The following is a 23,367-nucleotide window of genomic DNA, read 5'->3' as shown; positions in this document are numbered from 1 at the left end:
CGATCTCCAGTGAAGCGGAAAGCGTCAGAACGCTTCCGCCGGCAATTCCATGATGGTGGCGCAGCCGGCCTGGATGCGCGCGAGATTGGCCGCCGTCTCCGGCAGCATCCGCTCCATGAAGAAACGGCCGGTGACCAGCTTGGTCGAGAGATAGGGGGTCGCCCCGCTCTCGGCAATCTTGGCGTTCGTCACCTTCGCCATCTTCGCCCACATATAGCCGAGCGCGACGAAGCCGAAGAGATGCAGGTAATCGGTTGCGGCAGCACCGGCATTGTCGGGCTTTGCCATCGCGTTCTGCATCAGCCAGGTGGTGGCCTGCTGCAGATGGCCGAGCGAAGCCGACAGCGGGGCGATGAACGGCTTCAGCGCCTCGTCGCCGCCGTTCTCCTTGGCGAAGGCCATGACCTCGCCGAAGAACGCCATGATGGCGCGGCCGCCGTCGCGCGGCAGCTTGCGGCCGACGAGGTCGAGCGCCTGGATGCCGTTGGCGCCTTCGTAGATCATGGCGATGCGTGCATCGCGCACGAACTGCTCCATGCCCTGCTCGGCGATGTAGCCGTGGCCGCCATACATCTGCTGCGCCTGCACCGCGTTGGCAAAGCCGTAATCGGTGAGGAAGCCCTTCAGCACCGGCGTCATCAGGCCCATGTGGTCGTCGGCGGCCTGGCGGTCCTTCGGGTCCTCCGAGCGATGCGCGACGTCGCTCTTCAGCGCGGTCCACATCACGAAGGCGCGGGCGGCCTCGTTGAACGCGCGGATCGAGAGCAGCGTGCGGCGCACGTCGGGGTGCACGATGATCGGGTCGGCCTGCTTGTCCGGCGCCTTGGCACCGGTCAGCGAACGGCCCTGGATGCGCTCGCGGGCGTAGGCGACCGCGTTCTGATAGGCGACTTCCGACTGCGCGAGGCCCTGCACGGCGACGCCGAGGCGGGCCTCGTTCATCATCACGAACATGCCCTGCATGCCCTTGTTCTCTTCGCCGATCAGCCAGCCGGTGGCGTTGTCGTAGTTCATCACGCAGGTCGAGTTGCCGTGGATGCCCATCTTGTGCTCGATCGAGCCGCAGACGACGCCGTTACGCGCGCCCACCGAACCGTCGGCATTGACCAGGAATTTCGGCACCACAAACAGCGACACGCCCTTGATGCCGGCGGGTGCGCCTTCGATGCGGGCCAGCACGAGGTGGATGATGTTGGAGGCCAGATCATGCTCGCCGGCCGAGATGAAGATCTTGGTCCCCGTGATCTTGAAGCTGCCGTCCGCCTGGCGCACCGCCTTGGTGCGGAGCATGCCGAGATCGGTGCCGCAATGCGGCTCGGTCAGGTTCATGGTGCCGGTCCATTCGCCCGCCACCATCTTCGGCACATAGGTCTGCTTCTGCTCGGGCGAGCCGTGAACGATCAGCGCCGCGGTCGCGCCCATGGTGAGGCCGCCATACATCGAGAACGCCATGTTGGCGGAGATCTGGAATTCGTTGACGGCCTGGGAGAGCGTCACCGGCAGGCCCTGGCCGCCGAACTCGGTCGGCGCCGACAGGCCGAGCCAGCCGCCTTCGGCGACCTGCTTGAAGGCGTCCTTGAAGCCCTTCGGGGTGGTGACGCTGCCGTCATCGGCGCGCTTGCAGCCTTCGAGATCGCCGACGCGATTGAGCGGCTGCAGCACCTCTTCGGCGAGCTTGGCAGCTTCGCCCAAAATGGCTTCGCGCACGTCGCTCGACGCATCGGAGAAGCCGGCGAGATTGTCGTAGCGGTCGATCTGGAAGACGTCGTTGAGCAGGAAGTTCACGTCTTCGACGGGGGCTTTGTAGATCGGCATGGGGGTCTCCCGGCAATGGGCCTTCGAAAGTGATGTCAGTCGTTCCTGCGGCGCAGCCTGGCCCGCGAGCTTAGCGGGTTCTGCAACCTCAGGGCAGGGTCATGATTGGGCGGCCAGCCGCTCCGCCATCAGGCGGTGCAGCATGTTGATCGCCTTGAGCGGACGCACCATCACCTTGAAGTGCGTGATGCGTCCCTCGGCATCGAAGCTGATGATGTCGACGCCGTTGATCTCGATGCCGTCGATCTCGGTCTTGAATTCGAGCACGGCGCCGTTGTCGCTGCGCCATTCGCCGACATAGGTGAAGGTCGGGCCGCCGAGCACCTGCTCGGCGCTGGAAAGGTATTTGAAGGTGATGTCGCGCCCGCGCTGCGGCGTGTGGACGACGGGGCTTTCGAACACGGCATCGGGATGCAGGAGGTCCCAGAGCGCGGCGCGGTCATGGGACTTCATGTAGGCGTACCAGGAATCGAGGCCGGTCATTCTCAGCTGCCTCCCTAAAGGCCTGGACTAAAAAGTGCGAAAACAACCCCATGCGCAGTAGCGTGGTGATTGATTTCGCTGGGCTTTTCGGGTCGGATCTTTCGCCCGCCCCGCGATGCCGCGATATGCACATTGACGCATATGCGCCAATGCGCATAAAGTCAAGCACGATGGTCGAGGTTGAAACAAGGAGGCCGGGCATGGCCCTGGGCGACGCGATCCTCGCATGTCTGACGGAACGTCCGATGACGGGCTACGAGCTCGCCAAGACGTTCGATTCCTCGATCGGCTTCTTCTGGAAGGCCGACCATCAGCAGATCTACCGCGAGCTCTCCAAGCTGCGCGACCGCGGCCACATCCAGGGCCGCGAGGTCGTGCAGACAGGCAAGCCCAACAAGCTGGTTTATACGCTCACTCCGGAGGGGCGAACAGCGCTGCGGCACTGGGCCGCGCGACCAAGCACGCCGGCCTCGACCAAGGACGATTTGCTGGTCCGCCTCCACGCCCTCGACAGCATCGACATCGAGCCGCTGCGCGCCGACCTGATGGCCCGCCTGGAGCACCACCGCGACCGCCACGCCAATTACGAGCGCATCCTGAAGAAGCGCTTTCCCGACGGCACCGCGGAGGGCCGGCTCGACCTCGGCAATCTGCTGCTGCTCCGCCTGGGGGCCCGTCACGAGCAGATGGTGGCCGACTTCTGCGAGGAGACCCTCGCCGCGCTGTCGGCGATGAGCGGCAAGGCCACGGTGGTGCCGCTGGACGAGGGCAAGCGGGAGAAGGGCTGAGAGCTCGATCAGCGACGGCGGCGCCAAAACCTCTCCCGCTTGCGGGAGAGGTCGCGCCGAAGGCGCGGGTGAGGGCTTTCTCCTCTTGGGGGCTGTCGCAGCGCGGAGGCACCCTCTCCCCAGCCCTCCCCGCAAGCGGGGGAGGGAGCGCACCGGTTCCGGGGCTGGTGTTCTCCCGCCCAACTTTAAGACACCGGCAAGGCATTCCTTAACCCGTTATTTACCGTAACGGACAAAAGTCGGTTTTCGAGGCAGACGACCCGCGCCAAATTCGATTGTCTTTGCAACCGGCACGCGTGGGGAGACTGGAGGCGCCGGGTGGGGCGCCGGAGTCGGAACCGGACAGAGTCATGAATTCGCGCGTATCGTGGAGTGTTGACGGCATCGACCCATCCGTCAGGGAGCGGGCCGAAGCTGCTGCGCGCAGAGCCGGCATGTCCCTCAACGATTGGCTGAACTCCACGCTCGGCGAAACTGCCCCGCCAAACTTTCGCGGATCTTACGACCAGCGTCCGCAAGCCGCGCACGTTCCGAGCCAAGGACCGAGCCAGGGACCGAATCAAGGACCGAGCCAGGAAAGTCGCGAGGTCGCCGACATCCATCAGCGGCTCGACGCGATCACCCAGCAGATCGAAAGAATTTCAAAGCCCGCGCCGCGCCAGGATTCCTCAAGGGAGGTCTCGCGCGAGCAGGGCGTCGCGCGCCAGCTCAACGACGCGATCTCGCGGCTCGATGCGCGGCTGTCGCAGATTTCCAAGCCGCAGCAGCCCCAGTCGCCGCAAGCGCCGCGCCCGGCAGCTGCGCCCTCGCCCGTTGAAACACGCCAGCGCCAGGCCGACATGGTCGAGCGCGCGGCCGCGCAGGTCTATCGCAACTCCCCTCCCCTGAGCCCCGCGTCGTTCGACGTCGCCGTGGCCGAGATCACCGCGCGGCAGAGCGAGCTCGACGGCTTTACGCCGCGGCAAATGCCGCCGCGCGCCGCGCCATCGATTGCGCCTTCGGCTGCTCCTTACGCGCCGCCCATGACACCAATGGCGGCGCCGCCCGCGCCTGCCTATGCGCCGCCGCCGCAAGCAGGGCCGGATTTCTCCTCGCTCGAGCGCCATCTGCTCAAGATCACGAGCCAGATCGAATCGCTGCAGCGGCCGGACAATACCGAGCAGGCGATCAACGCCTTCCGCAGCGAGCTTGCCGAGATCCGCACCGCCATCACCGAGGCGATGCCGCGGCGCGCGATCGAATCGATCGAGAACGAGATCCGCTCGCTGCATCGGCGCATCGACGAGACGCGGTCCAACGGCACCGACGGCCAGGTGCTGTCCGGCATCGAGCACGCGCTGTCCGACATCAAGCAGGTGCTGCGCACGCTGACGCCGGCCGAGCAGCTCACCGGCTATGACGAGGCGATCCGCAATCTCGGCGCCAAGCTCGATTTGATCCTGCGCGCCAACGACGACCCCTCGACCGTGCATCAGCTCGAAAGCGCGATCTCGGCGCTGCGCGGCATCGTTTCCAACGTCGCCTCCAACGAAGCGCTGGCACGCCTGTCCGAAGACGTGCAGCTGCTGTCCTCCAAGGTCGACCAGGTCACCCGCGCCTCCGGCCAGGGCGACAGCTTTGCGGTGCTGGAGCAGCGCATTGCCGCGCTCACCGCGGCGCTGGAAACCCGCGAGCGGCCGCAGCCGTCCGAAAGCACCGAGCATCTCGAATCCGCGATCCGCGCGCTGTCGGACCGCTTCGACCGCATGCAGGTCGGCAACGATTCCGCCTCGACCTTCGCCCATCTCGAACAGCGCGTCTCATACCTGCTGGAGCGGATCGAAGCCGCCTCCGACCCGCGCAACGGCAATTTGAGCCGCGTCGAGGACGGGCTGCACGACATCCTCCGGCACCTGGAGCGGCAGCAGGCGACCTATTCCGCGTTGGCCGAGAGCCGCAGTTCGGCACCTGCCGATTCCGGCGTTGTCGATCTCGTCAAGCGCGAGCTGTCCGACATCCGCTTCAGCCAAGCCGAGACCAACCGCAGCACGCAGGACTCGCTCGACGCCGTCCACAGCGCGCTCGGCCATGTCGTCGATCGCCTGTCCATGATCGAAGGCGACCTGCGCACGGTGCGCACGGCGCCGCCGGCCGCCGCGCCGCAGCCGATGCCGATGGCGGCTCCCATGGCGGCTCCCATGGCTGCTCCCATGGAGCCCGCGCCTGTCGCGCGCGAGCCGCGGCCGCAGGCCCAGCAGCCGAAATACGATCCGAAGCCCGAGCTTCCCAATCCCGCCGCGCAGCAGCAGGCACACGCCGCCTTCGCCGCCGCGCCGCGTGAATTCCATGCCGCTGCCCCCGCCGCGCCGCCGCCGGTGCCGTCGGCACCGCCGATTCCGCCGCGCGCGATCAGCGAGATCCTGGAGCCGCATACGGCGCCCGCCCGCGCAGCGCTCGCACCCGAACTGCCGCCGGATCATCCGCTCGAGCCAGGCACACGGCCGGGTGGACGCGCCGCCACGCCGTCGGAGCGCATCGCCGCCTCCGAGAGCGCGATCAGCGACATTCCCGCTGCTGCGAAAGAGCCGGTCTCGTCGTCGAGCTTCATCGCGGCCGCCCGCCGCGCCGCACAGGCAGCCGCCGCGCAGCCGGAAAAGCCGGCGCGTGGCGCCAAGGGTGGTGCAAAGGCCAGCGCCGATCGCGGCAAGGACAAGGGCAAGGACGGCGCTTCGACCATCACCTCGAAGATCCGCTCGCTGCTGGTCGGCGCAAGCGTGGTCGTGATCGTGCTCGGCACCTTCAAGATGGCGATGAACCTGCTCGAAGGCAGCCCGTCGCCGGCGCCGCAGGCGATGGACACGTCCAGCCAGCCCGCGCCGCAGGCCCCTCCGCCGCCGCCGGTGATCGAGAACAAGCCCGCCACGCCCGAGCAGGTCACGCCATCGATGACCTCGCCGACGCCGATCGGACGGCAATCCCAGAACAATTCCGCGCCGGCTCCCGCCGGCAACTCGGCCTCGGTTGAGATTCCGGCGGCGCCGGCCACGGTGCCGCCCGCAGTTGCGCCGAGCAGCGACGTCACCGGCGCGCTGTCGGGCACGAGCCGCGCCAAGCTCGGCTTCATCCAGGTGCCGCCGAGCGAAAAGCTGCCTGACGGTATCGGCGGCCCCGGCCTGCGCAGCGCCGCGATGAAGGGCGATGCGACCGCGGCCTACGAGATCGGTCTGCGCTTTGCCGAGGGCAAGGGCGTTGCGACGAATTACGACGAAGCCGCCAAATGGTACGACCGCGCCTCACAGGCCGGCGTGATCCCCGCGACCTTCCGCCTCGGCACGCTCTACGAGAAGGGCCTGGGGGTGAAGAAGGACGCCGACATCGCGCGCCGCTACTACACCCAGGCCGCCGAGCGCGGCAACGCCAAGGCGATGCACAATCTCGCGGTGCTCGACGCCGATGGCGGCGGACGCGGCGCGAATTACAAGAGCGCGGCGCAATGGTTCCGCAAGGCCGCAGATCGCGGCGTCGCCGACAGCCAGTTCAACCTCGGCATCCTCTATGCCCGCGGCATCGGCGTCGAGCAGAACCTCGCCGAATCCTACAAGTGGTTCAGCCTCGCCGCTGCCCAGGGCGACGCGGATGCGTCCGGCAAGCGCGACGACGTCGCCAAGCGCCTCGACCCGCAATCGCTCGCCGCCGCCAAGCTCGCGATCCAGACTTTTGCGGCCGAGCCGCAGCCGGATGATGCGGTCAATGTCGCAGCCCCCGCCGGTGGCTGGGACAGCGCCCCGCAGGCGAGCGCCAAGCCCGCACCGAAGCCGGTCGCGGCGAAGAAGTCGGCCTCGGCTGCGCATTAGACGCGAACAGCTTTAGACGGACAGTACGAGCCACGCGCTCGGTGTGCACCTCTCCCGCTTGCGGGGGAGGTCGACGCGCGAAGCGCGGCGGGTGGGGGTTCTCTCCTCTTGGGGAGTCCCACCGCCGAGGTACCCTCTCCCCAACCCTCCCCCGCAAGCGGGGGAGGGAGCGCACCTTGGTTGTGGCCACGATCACGGACATCATCGTGCATCAATCGCGTCATTCACCACGCCAGAATTTCTAGGGTCCCTCCCGCCAGCAAATTCCGCTATTGAGGGGCGCGGCAATCGTTCCGACCGTCCGGCGGGCATTCCGCGATAGTCGATCCGTCTCGCCGGAGCGTGGTCCTTCGATGCAGCTCTATCTTCCGATCGCCGATCTTCCCGTCAACGTCTTCCTGGTGCTGGCGATGGGCGCTGCGGTCGGCTTCGTCTCGGGCATGTTCGGGATCGGCGGCGGCTTCCTGATGACGCCGCTGCTGATCTTCATCGGCATCACGCCCGCGGTCGCGGTCGCCTCGGTCACCAGCCACATCGCAGCGTCCTCGTTTTCCGGCGCGCTGTCCTATTGGCGGCGGCGCGCGATCGATCCAGCGTTGGCGAGCGTCCTGTTATGCGGCGGCGTGACGGGTACGGCGCTCGGCGTGTGGACCTTTACGCAGCTTCGCGCGCTCGGCCAGCTCGATCTGATGATCGCGCTGTCTTACGTCGTGCTGCTCACCACCGTCGGCAGCCTGATGTTCTCGGAAGGCCTGCGCGCGCTGATGCGGACCCGCCGCGGCGCACTGCCGCCGCGCCGCACGCACAACTGGATCCACGGCCTGCCGCTGAAGATGCGGTTCAAGCGCTCGAAGATCTATCTATCGGTGATCCCCGTGGTGGTCGTCGGCATCATGATCGGTTTCATCGGCGCAATCATGGGCATCGGCGGCGGCTTCATCCTGGTGCCGATCATGATCTATCTCTTGCGGGTGCCGACCTCGACGGTGATCGGGACCTCGATGGTCCTCACCCTCGTCACCATGCTGTTCGCGACCATGCTGCACGCGGTGACCAATCACCTCGTCGACGCCGTGCTGGCGCTGATCCTGATGGTTGGCGGCGTCACCGGCGCGCAGTTCGGCGTCCGCGCCGGCCAGAAGATCCGCGGCGAGCAGCTGCGGCTGCTGCTCGGCCTGCTCATCCTCTCGGTCGGACTTCGTTTCGCGATCGAGCTGGCGATCCAGCCTGCGGACCTCTTCACCATCCGTGACCTCGGAGCGAGCGGATGAGGCACACGGCGCTCGCACTCCTGCTCGTCCTGCTGCTCGGCTCGGTCGCCCGCGCCGAGCGGCTGATCGTGTCGGTCTCCAACCACCGCGTCACGGTGACGCCGAACTATTCCGGCGAGGAGCTGGTGCTGTTCGGCTCGGTGGAGAAGGACGCCACCACACCCGCCGATCGCACGTCCTACGATCTCGTCGTCACCGTGATGGGCCCGCGCGCCGACATGGTGACGCGTCGCAAGGAACGCACCTTCGGGATCTGGATCAACACCGACTATCGGCAGTTCCTGCAGGTGCCGAGCTATCTCGCGCTGTTCGCCAACCGCCCCTTCGACGCCATCACCTCGCCCGAGATCGCGCGGCGGCAGCAGATCGGGCTCAACAACGTGTTGCTGACGCAGCGGGTCGGCGGCGATTATGCCGACGTGGTGCCGAACGACGCGTTCCGTTCGGCCTTCATCCGCCTGCGCACCCAGCACGGGCTCTATCGCGAGGATCCGAGCGCAGTGACATTCCTGACGCCGACCCTGTTCCGCACCGGCATCCCGCTGCCGGCGGAAGTGCCGATCGGCACCTATGAAGTCGAGATCAAGCTGTTCGCGAACGGCGCGTTCATCGGCAAGACCGAGACCGCGTTCGAGATCGTCAAGGTCGGCTTCGAACAGTTCGTCGCCACCACCGCCCGGCAGAACGGGTTGATCTACGGCCTCGTCACGGCGGCGATGGCGCTGATGACGGGGTGGATGGCGTCGATCGTGTTCAGGAAGGATTGACGATCGCTGTCATTGCAATGAGGGAGGTTGTGTTTATCGCGTTCCTTCCTCTCGTGTCCCGGACGCGGCGCAACGCTCTTGCGTTGCGGTGCGAGCCGGGAACCAGAAAGCCCGTGATGGAATGCGGAGGCATGGGCCCCGGCTCAGCAGCGCACCGCCGAAAAGGCGCTGCGCTGCGTCCGGGGCACGAGACCTGCGTTCGTGCATGAATGGCCGCAATGACGGCCGCGGCAGCTACGGCGCTTCCACCACCGTCGGCACGCCCGGCTCCAGCAGGCGCAGCCGTGGTCCGAAACCGAGCGCGTCGAACGTCTTGCGCAGATCCTCGCTGTTCTGGCGGAAATGCGCCCAGCCTTCGGTATGCACGGGCACGATCATCGCATTAGGAAAGGCGCGCGCGGTCTCGATGGTGTCGTTGGTATCCATGGTGAGATGGAACGGCCCGCGCGTCTGCGCAGCGCCGGCGAAGGGCAGCACCACGCCGCATTTGAAGCGGCGCGCGACTTCGGCGACGCCGTCGAACCAGGTGGTGTCGCCGCTGATATAGACCGAAGTCGTGTCCTTGCGGCTCGTGGACACCACGAAGCCGATCACGTCGCCCGACAGCGGCTCGATGCCGGCGGGGCCATGGCGCGCCGGCGTTGCGGTGATGGTCAGCGTGTTGCCGTCGCGATCCTTCAGATGCGAAGTCGCCCAGGGCGCTAGGCCCTCGACATGGCCGCCGAGGCGCTTTGCGCCCGCTTCCGTCGTCAGCACGCGCTTGACCTTATGGAGATAGTCGCGGCCGGAATTGTCGAGATTGTCCGAATGCTGGTCATGGCTGAGCAGCACGGCATCGACCGGTCCGATCGCTTCGGGCTTCAACGCGGGGCCGATGGTCTTCTCCAGCTTCACATGCGGCAGCTGGTAGGCGCCGGGCGCATCGAAGGTCGGATCGGTCAGCAGGCGAAAGCCGTCGATCTCGATCAGCGCAGTGGGGCCGCCGATCAGGGTGATGGAAATGGGCATGGGACAAACTCCTCTTATGCGACGGTCTTCGCCGGCCGCGTCACCAGATAGATGCCGAGCGCGACCGGAATGATGCCGAGCAGATCGCGCGCTTCGACATGCTCACCAAGGACAAGATACGCGAACAGCATGCCGAGCGGCGGCATCAGGAAATGATAGGCGCTGGCGGCGGTCGCGCCGCACACTTTCAGGAGATGGAACCAGAGCCAGTAGGCGAGGATCGAGCCGCCGAGCACGAGGAATGCGAAGGCCCCGATCAGGCCCGGCGTGACATCGATCGCGTGGACATCGGCGAAGGTGAGAGCGACCGGCGTCAGCACGAGGCCGGCGACGAGGTTCTGCACGCCGTTGCCGATCCACAGGGACCCCTTCGGCGCCAGCAGCTTGAACAGGATGGTGCCCGCGACGATCGAGGCGAGCGAGGCCAGCGTGAACACGATGCCGTGCAGGGAATCCGTGCCGACCGACAGCCGATGCCAGACAATCAGCGTCACGCCGGCGATGCCGAGCAGCAGGCCACTTGCCTTGCGCCAGGTCATGCCTTCGCCGAGCAGCAGGGCTGCGAGCGCCGCGGTGAAGACCGGATTGGCCGAGACGATCAGGCCGCCGAGGCCGGCGGACACCGATTGCAGGCCGGTGTAGCCGAGGCCGAGATAGAGCGCGTTGTTGGCGATGCCGAGCACGGCGAAGATTGCCGCATCGCGCCAGGACAGCGACCAGGCCTCGCCGCGGATCAGCGTTGCACCCAGGATCAAGATGCCGGCGAGCGAGAAGCGCGCGGCGAGCAGGACCAGCGGCGGGCAATGGGTGACGCCGATCTTGCCGGCGACGAAGGCATAGCTCCAGAGCAGGCAGAACAGGCCGATGGCGAGCGGCAGCGTGTTGAAGCGGCTGTGAGGGACGGAAATCGAGGGGGCGAGCGACATGAGGGGCATTCTCCTGAACCCTCGATCTAGGGAGGCCGCTTGTCATTTGGAAATTAAATGATTAACTTCCAATCAGTTGATTTTCGAATGGAGGCAGCCATGCTCGATCTTGAGCTGCTGCGCAGCTTCGTCTCGGTGGTCGAGGCCGGCGGCTTCACCCGCGCCAGTGCGCGCGTCCACCGCACGCAGTCGACGGTCAGCCAGCAGATCAAGCGGCTGGAGGACGATGTCGGCCAGGTTCTGCTGCATCGCGACGGCAAGAACGTGCGCCCGACCGAGGCCGGCGAGCGGCTGCTGTCCTATGCGCGCCGGCTGCTCTCGCTGGCCGAGGAGGCGCGCGACGTGCTGCGCCAGCCGGAGGGCGAGGGCGCGATCCGGCTCGGCATCCCCGAGGATTTCGCGGCGTACCGGCTGACCAAGCTGCTCGGCGCGTTCGCGCGCTCGCATCCCGGCCTGCGGCTCGACGTGCGCGCCGACCAGAGCAAGCACCTCGCGCGCGATCTCGAGCGCGGCGAGCTCGACCTTGCGCTGTTCAAGCGCGCCGCCGGCGAGAAGGGCGCCATCGCGGTGTGGCCGGAGCGGGTGCACTGGGTGACCAGCAAGAGCCATCCGGTCGACGTCCACGCCGCATCCGTGCCCCTGATCGGCTTCCCGGCTGGCTGCCTCTACCGCGCCGGCGCCATCCACGCGCTGGAAAGCATCGGCCGCGCCTGGCACATGGCCTATTCCTCCTCGAGCCTGTCAGGCATCCAGGCCGCGGTCGCCGCCGGCATGGGCCTCAGCATCCTCTCGGAGATGTCGATCCAGTCTGACCACCGCGTGCTGACGGTGAAGGAAGGTTTTGCGCCGATCGACAAGACCGAGGTCGCACTGATGGCTTCGCCCGATGCCAGCCCGGCCACGCTGCGGCTTGCGGACCGTCTTGCCGAATTTTGCGATGCGGTGCAGGCCAAGGCGGCTTGAAGGCAGCCTGAGCCGCGACGATTGCCGCCCGGCTCTCAATTCACCGCGGACATCAGCCTGTCGCCGCACGCATTCGCGTAAAATTTGCCACCGCATTGGCGCTTGATGGCGGCGCAGCGCGCCGCGGGCGAGGCATTCTGCGGGACGGTGAAGCCGCAGCTCAGGCCATCCGCGCTGCGGCCGGGCTTGCCGGCGGCAAATGCGGCACCGGAGGCGCTGATGCAGATGACGAGCAGGGCCGCGGCGGCGATTTCAATCAGCAGTCGCTTCAGCAGTTTCATGGGAATATTCCTCCACACTGATGCTGAATTGATCGGCAATCTAGCACGGAAACTTAGGTTTCTCCGTGCTCGTCCGGGTTCCCAAATCGGCCCGTTCCTTGCATAATTTTACCTCCGTGCAGGACACGGCCGCGCCAGCGATGGTTCCGGTGCAGGAGCAGGGTGCGTAGAGTGAGTAGCGCTTCGTCGACCAGGAAATGACAGCTTTGCAAGATTCATCGTTCCAGCCCAGTTCTTCCGCTGCCACGCAGCCCATCGACGAGCTCGCGCTGGCCGAGATCAAGGGCGTGATCCTGGCGAAGCTGCGGCTTGCCATCGGCAAGGATGCCGGCATGGCGACCAAGCACGACTGGTACCAGGCCGCGGCGCTCGCGCTGCGCGACCGCATCGTGCATCGCTGGCTCACCGCGGAGAAGCACAGCTACGACGCCGGCCGCAAGCGCGTCTATTATCTCTCGCTGGAATTTTTGATCGGCCGGCTGTTCAGCGACGCGCTCAACAACATGGGCCTCCTCAAGATCTTCGAGGTCGCGCTCGGCGATCTCGGCGTCTCGCTGCCCGAGCTGCGCAAATGCGAGCCGGACGCCGCGCTCGGCAATGGCGGCCTGGGGCGGCTCGCCGCCTGCTTCATGGAGAGCATGGCGACGCTGTCGATCCCCGCGATCGGCTACGGCATCCGCTACGATTACGGCCTGTTCCGCCAGATCATCAATCAGGGCTGGCAGCAGGAATATCCGGACGAATGGCTGAGCTTCGGCAACCCCTGGGAATTGCAGCGGCCCGAGGTGATCTACGACATCAATTTCGGCGGCGCCGTCGAGCATATCGACGACAAGGGCCGCGACCGCGCGATCTGGCATCCCGGCGAGACGGTGCAGGCGATCGCCTATGACACGCCGATCGTCGGCTGGCGCGGCCAGCACGTCAATGCGCTGCGACTGTGGTCGGCGCGCTCGCCCGATCCGCTGAAGCTCGATGCCTTCAACAAAGGCGATTATGTCAGCGCCAGCGCCGAGCAGTCGCGCGCGGAGGCGATCTGCAAATTCCTCTATCCGAATGACGAGAGCCCGGCGGGCCGCGAGCTGCGGCTGCGCCAGGAATATTTCTTCGTCTCGGCTTCGCTGCAGGACCTGGTGAAGCGGCACCTCGCCTCCGACGGCCAGCTCCGCAGCCTGTCGTCCAAGGTCGCGGTGCAGCTCAACGACACCCATCCGAGCCTTGCCGTCACCGAGCTGATGCGCATCCTCGTCGACCTCCACAATTTCCGCTGGGACGAGGCCTGGAAGATCACGGTCGCCACGCTGTCCTACACCAACCACACGCTGCTGCCCGAGGCGCTGGAGACCTGGCCGGTCGAGCTGTTCGAGCGGCTGCTGCCGCGGCATCTCGAGATCATCTACCGCATCAACGTGCAGCATCTGGCGCTGGCCGAGGCGCGCTGCCCCGGCGACATCGACTTCCGCGCCTCGGTCTCGCTGATCGACGAGAAGAGCGGGCGCCGCGTGCGCATGGGCCAGCTCGCCTTCGTCGGTTCGCACCGTATCAACGGCGTCTCGGGGATGCATTCGGACCTGATGCGCGAGACCGTGTTCCACGACCTCAACCATCTCTATCCCGGCCGCATCACCAACAAGACCAACGGCATCACCTTCCGCCGCTGGCTGATGCTGGCGAACCCGAAGCTGACGGATCTGTTGCGCGAGACCTGCGGCGAGGCCGTGCTCGACGATCCCTCGCAGCTTTCGCTGATCGAGGCCCGCGCCAGCGACGTCGAATTCCAGAAGAAATTCCGCACCGTCAAGCTGCACAACAAGACCGCGCTGGCGCGCCTGATCGGCGAGCGGCTCGGCATCAAGGTCGACCCGACCGCTCTGTTCGACGTGCAGATCAAGCGCATTCACGAATACAAGCGCCAGTTGCTCAACGTCATCGAGACGGTCGCGCTTTACCAGGCGATCAAGGACAATCCCGACGGCAATTGGGTGCCGCGGGTGAAGATCTTCGCCGGCAAGGCGGCGGCGAGCTACCGCTACGCCAAGCTGATCATCAAGCTGATCAACGACGTCGCGGAGGTCGTCAACAACGATCCCGCGATCGGCGGCAAGCTCAAGGTCGTGTTCCTGCCCGACTACAATGTCAGCCTCGCCGAAGTGATCATTCCGGCGGCCGATCTCTCCGAGCAGATCTCGACCGCGGGCATGGAAGCCTCCGGCACCGGCAACATGAAGCTGGCGCTCAACGGCGCCATCACCATCGGCACGCTCGACGGCGCCAATATCGAGATCCGCGACCATGTCGGAGCTGAGAACATCGCGATCTTCGGCATGGAGGCCGGCGACGTGATGATCCGGCGCAAGCAGGGGCTCGACGCCTCCGACGTGATCCTCAATTCGCCGAAGCTGCAGCGCGCCATCAACGCGATCGGCACCGGCGAATTCTCGCCCGGCGATCCCGGCCGCTTCGAATCCATCGCGCATGCGCTGCGCTATCTCGACCATTACATGGTCAGCGCCGATTTCGATTCCTATTACGAAGCGCAGCGCGCGGTCGACGCACGCTGGCAGGTGACGCCGGCCTGGACCCGCGCCTCCATCCTCAACGTCGCGCGCATGGCGTGGTTCTCCTCGGACCGCACCATCCGCGAATACGCCGAGGAGATCTGGAACGTGCCGGTCAACCCGACCACGCCGCTGCTGCCTGATCTGCGCGACGTCGCGGGCTGATTTTCCGCGGCATGGAAGCGGCTACGTCAGAGGTAATTGCATCAGCCGGCGTCGGACGTGATATGACGTTCGACATTGAAAGCCGGATCAAACAATGCACGCCAAGCTCCCGCATCCCTTCGACGACGCCACCCGCATCACCGCGGGTGACAGCAGCTGGCAGGGGCACACCAGCGACGATTACTGGGCCTTTGTCGGCCCGTTCGGCGGCGCCACCGCCGCGACGATCCTCCGCGCGCTGATCGAGCATCCGCAAGCCGCCGGCGATCCGCTGGCGCTGACCGTCAATTACTGCGCGCCGATCGCCAAGGGCCCGTTCGATCTCGATGTGCGCCTGGTGAAGGCCAACCGCTCCAGCCAGCACTGGAGCGTCGAGCTCAGCCAGGGCGGCGGCGAAGTCGCAACGCTCGCGACCGCCGTGTTCGCCGAGCGCCGGCCGTCCTGGGAGCATCGGGTGGCGCAATATCCTGAAACAAAGTCGTTCGAAGAGACGATGCCGTTCCCGAAGATCGCGGCGTCCTGGGCCAACCAGTACGAATTCCGCTTCGTCGAGGGCGAGATGCGGATCGGCCCGCCCCAAGCCGAGCTTGCCAGCACCTATTCGAAGATCTGGATCAGCGACCGCACGCCGCGCAAGCTCGACATGCTGTCGCTGATGTCGATGTCGGACGCCTTCTTCGGCCGCATCTTCCACGCGCGGCGCGAGCTGGTGCCGTTCGGCACGGTGTCGCTGACGACCTATTTTCACACGGACAGCGAAGAGCTCGCGGCCGAAGACATCACGCGCGTCCTGGCGACGGCGGATTCGAAGATCATGCACAAGAGCTACGCCGACCAGAATGCCGAGCTGTGGTCGCCGAACGGGCGGCTGCTCGCGACGAGCACGCAGATCGCGTATTTCAAGGCGTAGCTGCTTCTTCCCCTCTCCCCTTGTGGGAGAAGGAAAGAACCTGCAAACAAAAAGGGCGGCCTCGCGGCCGCCCTTTTGCATTGATGACGATGCGAGAGGTTACTCCGCCGCCAGCTTCACGTCCGGCGCGGCGGCGCGGACGTCGGCGTCGACCTGGGCTTCGAACTTGGCGAAGTTCTTCTGGAACATGCCGACCAGCGCGCGGGCGGTCTTGTCGAACTCGTCCTTGTCCTTCCAGGTGTTGACCGGGTTGAGGATCTCGGCCGGGACGCCCGGCAGCGCGGTCGGGACCGCGAAGCCGAAATATTTGTCGGTGCGGAATTCGACGTTGCGCAAGCTGCCGTCGAGCGCCGCGGTGAGCAGCGCGCGCGTCACCTTGATCGGCATGCGCGAGCCGACGCCGTACTTGCCGCCGGTCCAGCCGGTGTTGACCAGCCAGCAATCGACATTGTGCTGGGCGATGAGGTCGCGCAGCATGTTGCCGTAGACGGATGGGTCGAGCGGCAGGAAGGGCGAGCCGAAGCAGGTCGAGAATTCCGGCTGCGGCTCGTTGCCGAGGCCACGCTCGGTGCCGGCGACCTTGGCGGTGTAGCCGGACAGGAAGTGATACATCGCCTGCGCGGGCGAGAGCTTTGCGATCGGTGGCAGCACGCCGAACGCGTCGGCGGCGAGCATCACCACGTTCTTCGGCTGCGGCGCGCGGCCGGTTCGCGAAGCGTTCGGGATGAAGTCGAGCGGATAGGCCGAACGCGTGTTCTCGGTCTTGGAGCCGTCGTCGAAATCCACCACGCGGGTGTCTTCGTCGAGCACGCAATTCTCCAGCACTGCGCCGAAGCGGGTCGAGGCCGCGAAGATCTCGGGCTCGGCTTCCTGCGACAGCTTGATGCACTTGGCGTAGCAGCCGCCTTCGAAATTGAAGACGCCGTTCGGGCCCCAGCCGTGCTCGTCGTCACCGATCAGCGTGCGGTTCGGATCGGCCGACAGCGTGGTCTTGCCGGTGCCTGACAGCCCGAAGAAGATCGCGGTGTCGCCCTTGGCGCCGACATTGGCCGAGCAGTGCATCGGCATCACGCCGCGCTCGGGCAGGTAATAGTTCAGCGTGGTGAAGACCGACTTCTTCATCTCGCCGGCATAATAAGACCCGCCGATCAGGACGATCTTGCGGGCGAAATCGATCGCGACGACGTTCTCCGAGCGGCAGCCGTGACGTTTGGGATCGGCGCGGAAGCTCGGCATGTCGATGATGGTGAGCTCCGGCACGAAGGTCGACAGCTCGATCGCCTCGGGACGGATCAGCAGCGTGCGGATGAACAGCGAGTGCCAGGCGAGTTCGGTGAAGACGCGCGTCTTGATCCGGTAGGCCGGGTCGGCGCCGCCATAGAGGTCCTGCGCGAACAGCTTCTTGCCTTCGGCGTGCTTGAGGAAGTCCTGGTAGAGCGTCTCGAACTGCTCTGCGGTGATCGACTGGTTGCCGGCCCACCACATCTTCTTGTCGGTGGTGGCGTCACGCACCGTGAACTTGTCCTTCGGGCTGCGCCCGGTGAACTCGCCGGTGTCGGCGCAGAGCGCACCGTCAGCGGACAGCACCGCCTCGCCCGCCGCGAGCGAATATTGATAGAGTTGCGGCGCACCCAGGTTCCAGTGAACCTGCTTGAGATTCTTTAAGCCGAATTTGTCGGCGCCGAAGGCACCGTTGCGCACGCCCGTCTCTTGCACGAAAAAATCCTCCTAGAACCCGCGACATTTAGCGGACCAAGCCTGGCGCCGTCGCAGTCACCGTGATGAATGGGCCATTCGGCCTCGGCTGAACGACCTAATAATCATGAACGCTGGCGTTGCCAAGCCGATCCCGCAGGATTTGGTTTATTCAAGGACCGCGCCAAACGTCGCGCATGTCAGCTCTGAACCGGCGCGACGAGAAAACGCAAATGATCGCGCAACCAAATGCGTGTTTGCGCGTTACATCGGGTTATTGCGACGCACAATCCCTGTGTCGTCTTCTTATCTTACCTCACCTTCGCCGATCAGCGCGAACGGGCCCCACATCGCTGGGTAGGCGTTGCGTGGCGACGAGGCGTCGTCAACAAACGTTAACATCGCGCGGCGCAGGGCTTCGGCACGACCGATCTTTGGTTCGTTCTTGAGCAGCTCGAACGTCGATGTGGTCAAGCGGGTGGCGGCTTCCGAATCCACGGCCCAATGCGAGACCAGGAGCGCACGGGCCCCTGCGTAGAAGAACGAGCGCGCGAGCCCCGACAGGGCCTCGGCGCCGGGCTTGTCGCCGGCAATGGTGTTGCAGGCCGACAGCACCACCCAATCTGCGTTGAGCTTGAGCTGCGCCACTTCGCTCGCGGTCAGAAGACCGTCGTCGAGCTCCGACGGCTGATCGGGAATGGACAACGCGAGCGAGGGCTCACCCAGTCCCTTGACGTCACCGGCAACGAGACCATGGGTGGCAAAGTAGATGATGCCGTATTGAGCAAGCGCTGCACGCTTCAGCGTCGTTTCGCTGGCATCGCGCCCGAGATGGATGTCGGCGTCAGTGGCGCCGACGTCCCTCGCCACGGCGTTCAGCTCGTCGGCGGTGTCGGGCAGTTGCGGCAGCGCCTGTGCCAGCCGCGCGCGGTCGACGCCGGCGCCGCGCCAGAAATCGGTATAGGCGATCGTCGCGATGCTGCGCGCGGCGACCTTGTCGCTTGCAGCCCGTCGGTCGGCCGGTCCTTCGGCTGCGGGATTGAAGACAGGATCGCCGAATCCGGTCATCGGCTTTGCGCCCTGATCCCTGCGCGCGAAGGCACGCAGCGATTTCAGGGAGATCACCGACGGCAGCACCGAGACGGCCTGACGCCGCAGCAGCCAGGCAGCATTGCGATAACCTTCGATCTTGTCCGGGATCGCAGCCCGCGGCGTCTCCGTCACCAGGAGATGAAACGGCAATGCCGTCAGCGCCGCCGATGGCACCACCAGCAAATTGCGCTTGTCCTTCGTCAACGCCTCGACCGGGCCGAGCAGCGCGACATAGAGCTCGTTCGCGAGCGCGAGGTCGAACAGTCCCGATTTGCCGGAGGCATCGCGCGCCTTGCCGACATCCAGTCCCTTGCGGAAAGCCGCCACCTTCCGCGCCATCGCATCCGCGCCGAGCGGGATCTCCTTCCACTCAGCGCCATCGCGCGTGATCGCGACGACATAGCTCTGCTTGTCGACGACGGCATAGATCACCATCGCTTCGTCCGCCGACAGCAGCGGCTGGATGTCCTTCACCGCCAGCGGCAGCGGGTTGGAGAGCGAGGCGTAGTCGGGAAATTCGCGCGCGAGCGTCTTCTGCAAGCCCGCACGCTCGCTCGCAATCGCAGCGATCCGCGCGCGGCTGCGCTGCTCGGCGGTGGCATCCCGCTGCGCCGACGGCTTCGACACCGCGGCGATGATCGCCTTGTCGAGCGCCTCGGCCTCGGCGGCAAGATCCTGGTCCCGGCGCACCAGCTCGGCGAGCCGGTCGCTGCCGGCGGCCATCCGCACCGCGAGCTTGTTCACGGCGGAGGCGGCGGACGATTGCGTACCGCGCTGGATCGCGGCGAGCGCGTCATCGAGCGCCTTGTCGCTCGCCAGCAGCGCCTGCTGCCGCGCCGCGAACAGAACAGGCAGCACGACTCGCAGCTGCGCGCGATTGCCGGCAAGCGTCTTCTCCGCGAACGGCAAGGCGTCGGCGGTCCGGCCCGACATCTGAAGGAAGTTGGCGAGATTGCTGGTCGAGGTCGCGACATCGGGATGGTCGGTTCCGAGCGCGCGCTCGCGGATCGACAGCGCGCGGCGATAGAGCGGCTCGGCCTCGGCATAGCGCTGCTGGTGCTCGTAGAGCCCGGCGAGATTGTTCAGCGAACGCGCCACGTCGGGATGATCCGGTCCCAGCACCTTTTCGCGGATTGCGAGCGAGCGCTTGATCGGCGCCTCGGCATCGGCATCGCGGTTGAGGTCGCGATCGACCTGGCCGATATTGTTGAGGACGGTGGCGACCGCGGGATGCTCGGGCCCGGCGACCTTCTGATAGATCGCCAGCGCCCGCTGGAACAGCGGCTCGGCGTCGGCAAAGTGCTCCTGCTTCACGTAGAGCGTGGCGAGGTTGTTCAGGGCACGGCCGACATCGGGATGCTCGCGCGACAGGCTCTTTTCGCTGACGGCCAGCGCGCGCTTGAACAGCGGCTCGGCTTCGGCGAAGCGGCCCTGCCGCTGATAGAGCGCCGCCAGATTGTTCAGGAGTGGCGCGATCTCGACGGTCCCCTGACCGCTGCCCTTCTCCATCAGCGCAATGGCGCGCTTGTAGAGCGGCTCGGCCTGATCGTCGTGGCCCTGGTCGGCGTGGATCTGCCCGAGATTGTTGAGCGCGGCGGCGAGATCGCGGTTGTTGCTGGTGTTCTCGAGAGAGGCCACCATGGCCTGCGCCAGCGGCAGCGCCTCCGCATATTTGCCGGCGCTGCGGAGCGCATTGATGCGCGCGCTTTGTGCTGACAGATCGCCCTTCTGGGCAAGGCCGGGCGTGGCAAGCGACGTGGTGATCGCGAGTGCCAGACCCGCAGCCAATGCCAAACGACGACGCGTCATAAACCCTCTCGCTGCGAGCCTTACAGACCTATCGTCTTGGGTCGCAGCGACGGGTCGCTACGTTCAAACGTTGCGTTCTAGGGCGTACTCATAATCCGGCGCTGGGTTTGAGCGCTCTCGGGTGTCCGCTTCCCCCTCAACAGCGGTATAAAACCGGCCATCGCCGGACGTCGCTGATGGGCCAACTGCCGACTTTGTGCGGGGTCAGTTTACCCGAGGTTAGGGCTTAGTACGGCACAACTACGACGTGCAACCGGGCAATAACGTTCGTCCGTGAGAACGCTGCTCCAGATTGGGTTGTCACGAGGAGGCTGGTATGAAGCTCTTGTCCGTCGTGTTCCTTGCTGTCCTGAACGGGACGGCACTGGCTCAACAAGAGGCCCTCGAAGTCGGCAAAGCGATGACCGAGCAGCTCAAGCCTTACAGGGAATGCCTCAAGGCGGAGGTCGCCAAGGCGACGTCTAAGGAGCAAGCTCAACTTATCGTTCAGGAAGCGTGCGCCGATTTGCGCCTCAGCGTCAGACCCAAGCTCATAGAAACCGTCCACCGGATACTAAATCCTGTCCCGCCCTCCTACAACGCTGACCAAGCCGCCGATGGTGCATTGAAGATGACGCAAGTAGGAACCTATTACGACTTCACTGGCGAGGCTCGCGCCTTTCACCAAAGGCTAAAAGATCAAGCCAACGAACGCAAAACGCGTCCATGACAAGTCAGATGCAATACAAAAGTCCGCTTCGGGTCAGAAGCGGCCCTCAGTAGGCATCACCGCGAAGGTCAGCTATGGGCCAATAGCGGACGCTCCCATTTCGTGCATCAACTCCGGTATGATAGTTGACTGTTGGTAGCTTGGACCGAGATACAAATGTGTGACGAGAAGCCGATGGGAGTTCTTAAAATTCCCAATTTGAAACCTGACGTTCTGCGAGACCCGCCACCGGCGATTGCCCGCGAGCCGATGCGCGGCAACCTGGAACTCCAGCCGCTTGCCAAGCAAGTTGCAGCAAACGCCACTCTAATGAACAAATTTCGCGCGACTATCGGTTGTGAAGATGAAGCTCGCATGCGCGACATGATTGACGAAGTCAGGAATTACGCCCGTAGCATCGATCCCACACTGACTTACGCTGAAGGCGCGAGCCTTGCTCTTCTACTCTCGAATACCGACGATAGAGGGACATCGGATTGAGGCAAATTCAAACCCGCCGCTGGGTCAGCTAAGGGTCAAAGGCTGCCTTCGAAAGCCAGCATGACCTTGGTCGGCTCACCTTTCGGAAGCGGCCATCGTGGCGCGCCGGGTGGAGGTCAGCCACGGGCCACAACCGGACAAGGCTACGCCTTCAAGTAACGGAAATGTCTAATCCAGCAGGATCGCGGTTGACAAACAAACGGGTTCTATCGCCATCGTCAAACTCGATTGCAATCTCACACTCGGTCTCCTTGGGAGAACAAGCGACAGATAAGCTGGCAGCGACAAGTAGAGCTAAGACTGCGGCTTTGCGGCGAGGGATCACGCTGACCTCGGTTTCTGACCGGCGACACCAACATCACACGTTTTGGTGGTGCCTAAGCATTGCGTCAACCCATGCCGCAGAGAATGCTCAATTTTCCATGAACCGAGGAAGTCCGCTTCGGGTCAAAGGCTGCCCTCGCTTCGCTCAAATTGGACCTAAGTACGTCTTCAATCGTCCCAAAGCGGACGCGGGTTTTGAAGGCCTGCGGACTGAAAATGACCGCCTCACTACCTGAGGAGGTCCGCCATGACCGATGTCCCAACCATCCCTGCCGTTTCGAAACACGCTCCTTGGAACAAGGGCAAGATCATCGGCGCAAAGCCGCCGCTCCGTCCCAAGCACGTTTGGTCAATCCGAACGAAGCTCCAGGTCGAGGGCCGAACGCGCGATTTGGCAATGTTCAACGTCGCCATCGATAGCAAACTGCGCGGCTGCGACGTCGTAGCCTTGAAAGTTGATGATGTTGCGCCGGGCGGATATTCGGCCGACCGCGCGACGGTCCGACAAAGGAAGACCGGCCGGCCGGTAAAATTTGAGCTGACGGAATCGACCCGGCAGGCAATTGACGATTACCTGCGTATCACCGGCAAGAAGCCAGGAGAATATCTGTTCACAGGCCGGCGATTGGGTGGACATATGACGACCCGCCAGTATGCCCGCCTCCTTTCCCACTGGCTCATCGACATCGGGCTGGACCCGCATCTGTTCGGGACGCATTCTCTTCGTCGAACTAAAGCGACCTTGATCTACCGCCGAACCGGCAACCTGCGAGCCGTGCAGCTTCTACTGGGGCACACCAAGATCGAAAGTACCGTCCGGTATCTCGGCATCGAGGTCGACGATGCCCTCGCGATAGCAGAACAAGTTGACGTCTGATCTCGGTGGCAAAGCAGACGAGTTCTGCTTTGCCCTCACAGGCGGCTTGGGGCCGGCCATAAGCAGACATGCGCGTGGACGGGAGGCGCAACTGCATTAACGGGATGGTGGCACGCAGGTCCCGAACCTTAGTACGATCGAGCGAGGATCATCGGCTACGTAACCACCCAGCTCAGCCAAATTGAAGCGATATAGCTTCTTGTCGAAAACAAAGAGCTGAAACGGGCGGACACACTGAATGACATCGTCATTAACTGCTGAGCATGAAAACTCCTTTTCGCCCAGCCCTTGGAAATTTAGGTAGGCGTTCTGTTCGGTCAGCCTCAGGGCTGTGTGGTCGCGCATAAAGGCCTGAGGCTTTGACTTGTCGTCGAATACTGCCCTGTTCCGATCGAAGCCGTAGCCCGCCGATCCCTCGTCCAAGCACCAAAGGCGCTCATCCGCACGAGTGGGAGCTATGCTTAAGAGAAGAACAAGAATGAAGACCGCCGTTTTCATTTCCTGCCTCGCGAGAGGCCCCACAGTAGCGCATGGTTGTAAATTGCCAGTTCAGCATTTCAAAGCAATCGGAAGCTTTCGTAAAGTCTTGCGACGTTCCCGTACGGGAGCGATG

The 23,367-nt window shown here is 64.8% G+C and carries 18 protein-coding genes; 10 read left to right on the top strand and 8 right to left on the bottom strand.

The window, feature by feature from the left end; genetic code table 11:
• Positions 1–24: 24 nt before the first annotated feature.
• Together ML401_RS03860 and ML401_RS03855 are read right to left on the bottom strand one after the other, a co-directional pair.
• Positions 25–1,815 (bottom strand): acyl-CoA dehydrogenase C-terminal domain-containing protein, encoded by a 1,791-nt coding sequence (locus ML401_RS03860; protein WP_211418757.1) that lies wholly within the window; start codon positions 1,813–1,815, stop codon positions 25–27.
• 99 nt (positions 1,816–1,914) lie between these two features.
• Positions 1,915–2,298, bottom strand: a complete 384-nt coding sequence (locus ML401_RS03855) for a nuclear transport factor 2 family protein (RefSeq protein WP_207938505.1) — start codon at positions 2,296–2,298, stop codon at positions 1,915–1,917.
• Positions 2,299–2,498: 200 nt separating this feature from the next.
• Between ML401_RS03855 and ML401_RS03850 the strand changes: the two genes are divergently transcribed.
• The 4 genes from ML401_RS03850 (at position 2,499) to ML401_RS03835 (ending at position 8,957) form a co-directional block, all read left to right on the top strand.
• Positions 2,499–3,086, top strand: a complete 588-nt coding sequence (locus tag ML401_RS03850; protein WP_194405751.1) for a PadR family transcriptional regulator — start codon at positions 2,499–2,501, stop codon at positions 3,084–3,086.
• Positions 3,087–3,436: 350 nt separating this feature from the next.
• A complete protein-coding gene (locus ML401_RS03845) occupies positions 3,437–6,919 on the top strand; it encodes a hypothetical protein (RefSeq protein ID WP_285809959.1) in 3,483 nt (1,160 codons plus the stop codon).
• A gap of 353 nt (positions 6,920–7,272) precedes the next feature.
• Positions 7,273–8,190 carry a sulfite exporter TauE/SafE family protein gene (locus tag ML401_RS03840; protein WP_259215438.1) on the top strand — a complete coding sequence of 306 codons (918 nt, stop codon included), beginning with the start codon at positions 7,273–7,275 and terminating at the stop codon, positions 8,188–8,190.
• Positions 8,187–8,957: a TIGR02186 family protein gene (locus tag ML401_RS03835; RefSeq protein WP_285809956.1), complete on the top strand. Its 771-nt coding sequence runs from the start codon at positions 8,187–8,189 to the stop codon at positions 8,955–8,957. Before ML401_RS03840 ends, ML401_RS03835 begins: the two co-directional genes overlap by 4 nt.
• A gap of 234 nt (positions 8,958–9,191) precedes the next feature.
• Here the strand turns inward: ML401_RS03835 and ML401_RS03830 are convergent, their stop codons facing one another.
• Both ML401_RS03830 and ML401_RS03825 read right to left on the bottom strand, forming a co-directional pair.
• A complete protein-coding gene (locus ML401_RS03830; RefSeq protein WP_285809955.1) occupies positions 9,192–9,965 on the bottom strand; it encodes an MBL fold metallo-hydrolase in 774 nt (257 codons plus the stop codon).
• A 14-nt stretch (positions 9,966–9,979) separates the two neighbouring features.
• Entirely contained in the window at positions 9,980–10,891 is a 912-nt protein-coding gene (locus tag ML401_RS03825) for a DMT family transporter (RefSeq protein WP_285809953.1), read from the bottom strand.
• A gap of 99 nt (positions 10,892–10,990) precedes the next feature.
• Between ML401_RS03825 and ML401_RS03820 the strand changes: the two genes are divergently transcribed.
• Complete coding sequence (locus ML401_RS03820) at positions 10,991–11,854, top strand: LysR family transcriptional regulator (protein WP_285809951.1); 864 nt, start codon at positions 10,991–10,993, stop codon at positions 11,852–11,854.
• A 35-nt stretch (positions 11,855–11,889) separates the two neighbouring features.
• Here ML401_RS03820 and ML401_RS03815 read toward each other — a convergent pair whose 3' ends face one another.
• Positions 11,890–12,135, bottom strand: coding sequence for a hypothetical protein (locus ML401_RS03815; RefSeq protein WP_285809948.1), 246 nt, complete (start codon positions 12,133–12,135; stop codon positions 11,890–11,892).
• 197 nt (positions 12,136–12,332) lie between these two features.
• Here ML401_RS03815 and ML401_RS03810 point away from each other — a divergent pair, with 197 nt between their 5' ends.
• Entirely contained in the window at positions 12,333–14,858 is a 2,526-nt protein-coding gene (locus ML401_RS03810; RefSeq protein WP_285809945.1) for a glycogen/starch/alpha-glucan phosphorylase, read from the top strand.
• A gap of 94 nt (positions 14,859–14,952) precedes the next feature.
• A complete protein-coding gene (locus ML401_RS03805) occupies positions 14,953–15,768 on the top strand; it encodes an acyl-CoA thioesterase II (protein ID WP_285809943.1) in 816 nt (271 codons plus the stop codon).
• A gap of 99 nt (positions 15,769–15,867) precedes the next feature.
• On the opposite strand, the gene ML401_RS03800 is transcribed toward ML401_RS03805, so the two are convergent.
• Together ML401_RS03800 and ML401_RS03795 are read right to left on the bottom strand one after the other, a co-directional pair.
• Entirely contained in the window at positions 15,868–17,484 is a 1,617-nt protein-coding gene (locus ML401_RS03800; protein WP_194405741.1) for a phosphoenolpyruvate carboxykinase, read from the bottom strand.
• A 285-nt stretch (positions 17,485–17,769) separates the two neighbouring features.
• Complete coding sequence (locus tag ML401_RS03795) at positions 17,770–20,364, bottom strand: CHAT domain-containing tetratricopeptide repeat protein (RefSeq protein ID WP_285809941.1); 2,595 nt, start codon at positions 20,362–20,364, stop codon at positions 17,770–17,772.
• 316 nt (positions 20,365–20,680) lie between these two features.
• Here ML401_RS03795 and ML401_RS03790 point away from each other — a divergent pair, with 316 nt between their 5' ends.
• From ML401_RS03790 to ML401_RS03780, 3 genes are all read left to right on the top strand, one after another.
• Complete coding sequence (locus ML401_RS03790) at positions 20,681–21,073, top strand: hypothetical protein (RefSeq protein WP_285809940.1); 393 nt, start codon at positions 20,681–20,683, stop codon at positions 21,071–21,073.
• A gap of 156 nt (positions 21,074–21,229) precedes the next feature.
• Positions 21,230–21,553, top strand: coding sequence for a hypothetical protein (locus tag ML401_RS03785; RefSeq protein WP_285809938.1), 324 nt, complete (start codon positions 21,230–21,232; stop codon positions 21,551–21,553).
• Positions 21,554–22,124: 571 nt separating this feature from the next.
• Positions 22,125–22,754, top strand: coding sequence for a tyrosine-type recombinase/integrase (locus tag ML401_RS03780; RefSeq protein ID WP_285809936.1), 630 nt, complete (start codon positions 22,125–22,127; stop codon positions 22,752–22,754).
• Positions 22,755–22,850: 96 nt separating this feature from the next.
• Here ML401_RS03780 and ML401_RS03775 read toward each other — a convergent pair whose 3' ends face one another.
• Entirely contained in the window at positions 22,851–23,252 is a 402-nt protein-coding gene (locus ML401_RS03775; protein ID WP_285809934.1) for a hypothetical protein, read from the bottom strand.
• Between the last annotated feature and the right edge of the window lie 115 nt (positions 23,253–23,367).

The organism is Bradyrhizobium sp. 62B (assembly GCF_030272265.2).
Taxonomy (GTDB): Bacteria; Pseudomonadota; Alphaproteobacteria; order Rhizobiales; family Xanthobacteraceae; genus Bradyrhizobium.
The sequence above is the reverse complement of the archived record's forward strand: the minus strand, read 5'-3'. Positions and strand labels throughout refer to the sequence as shown.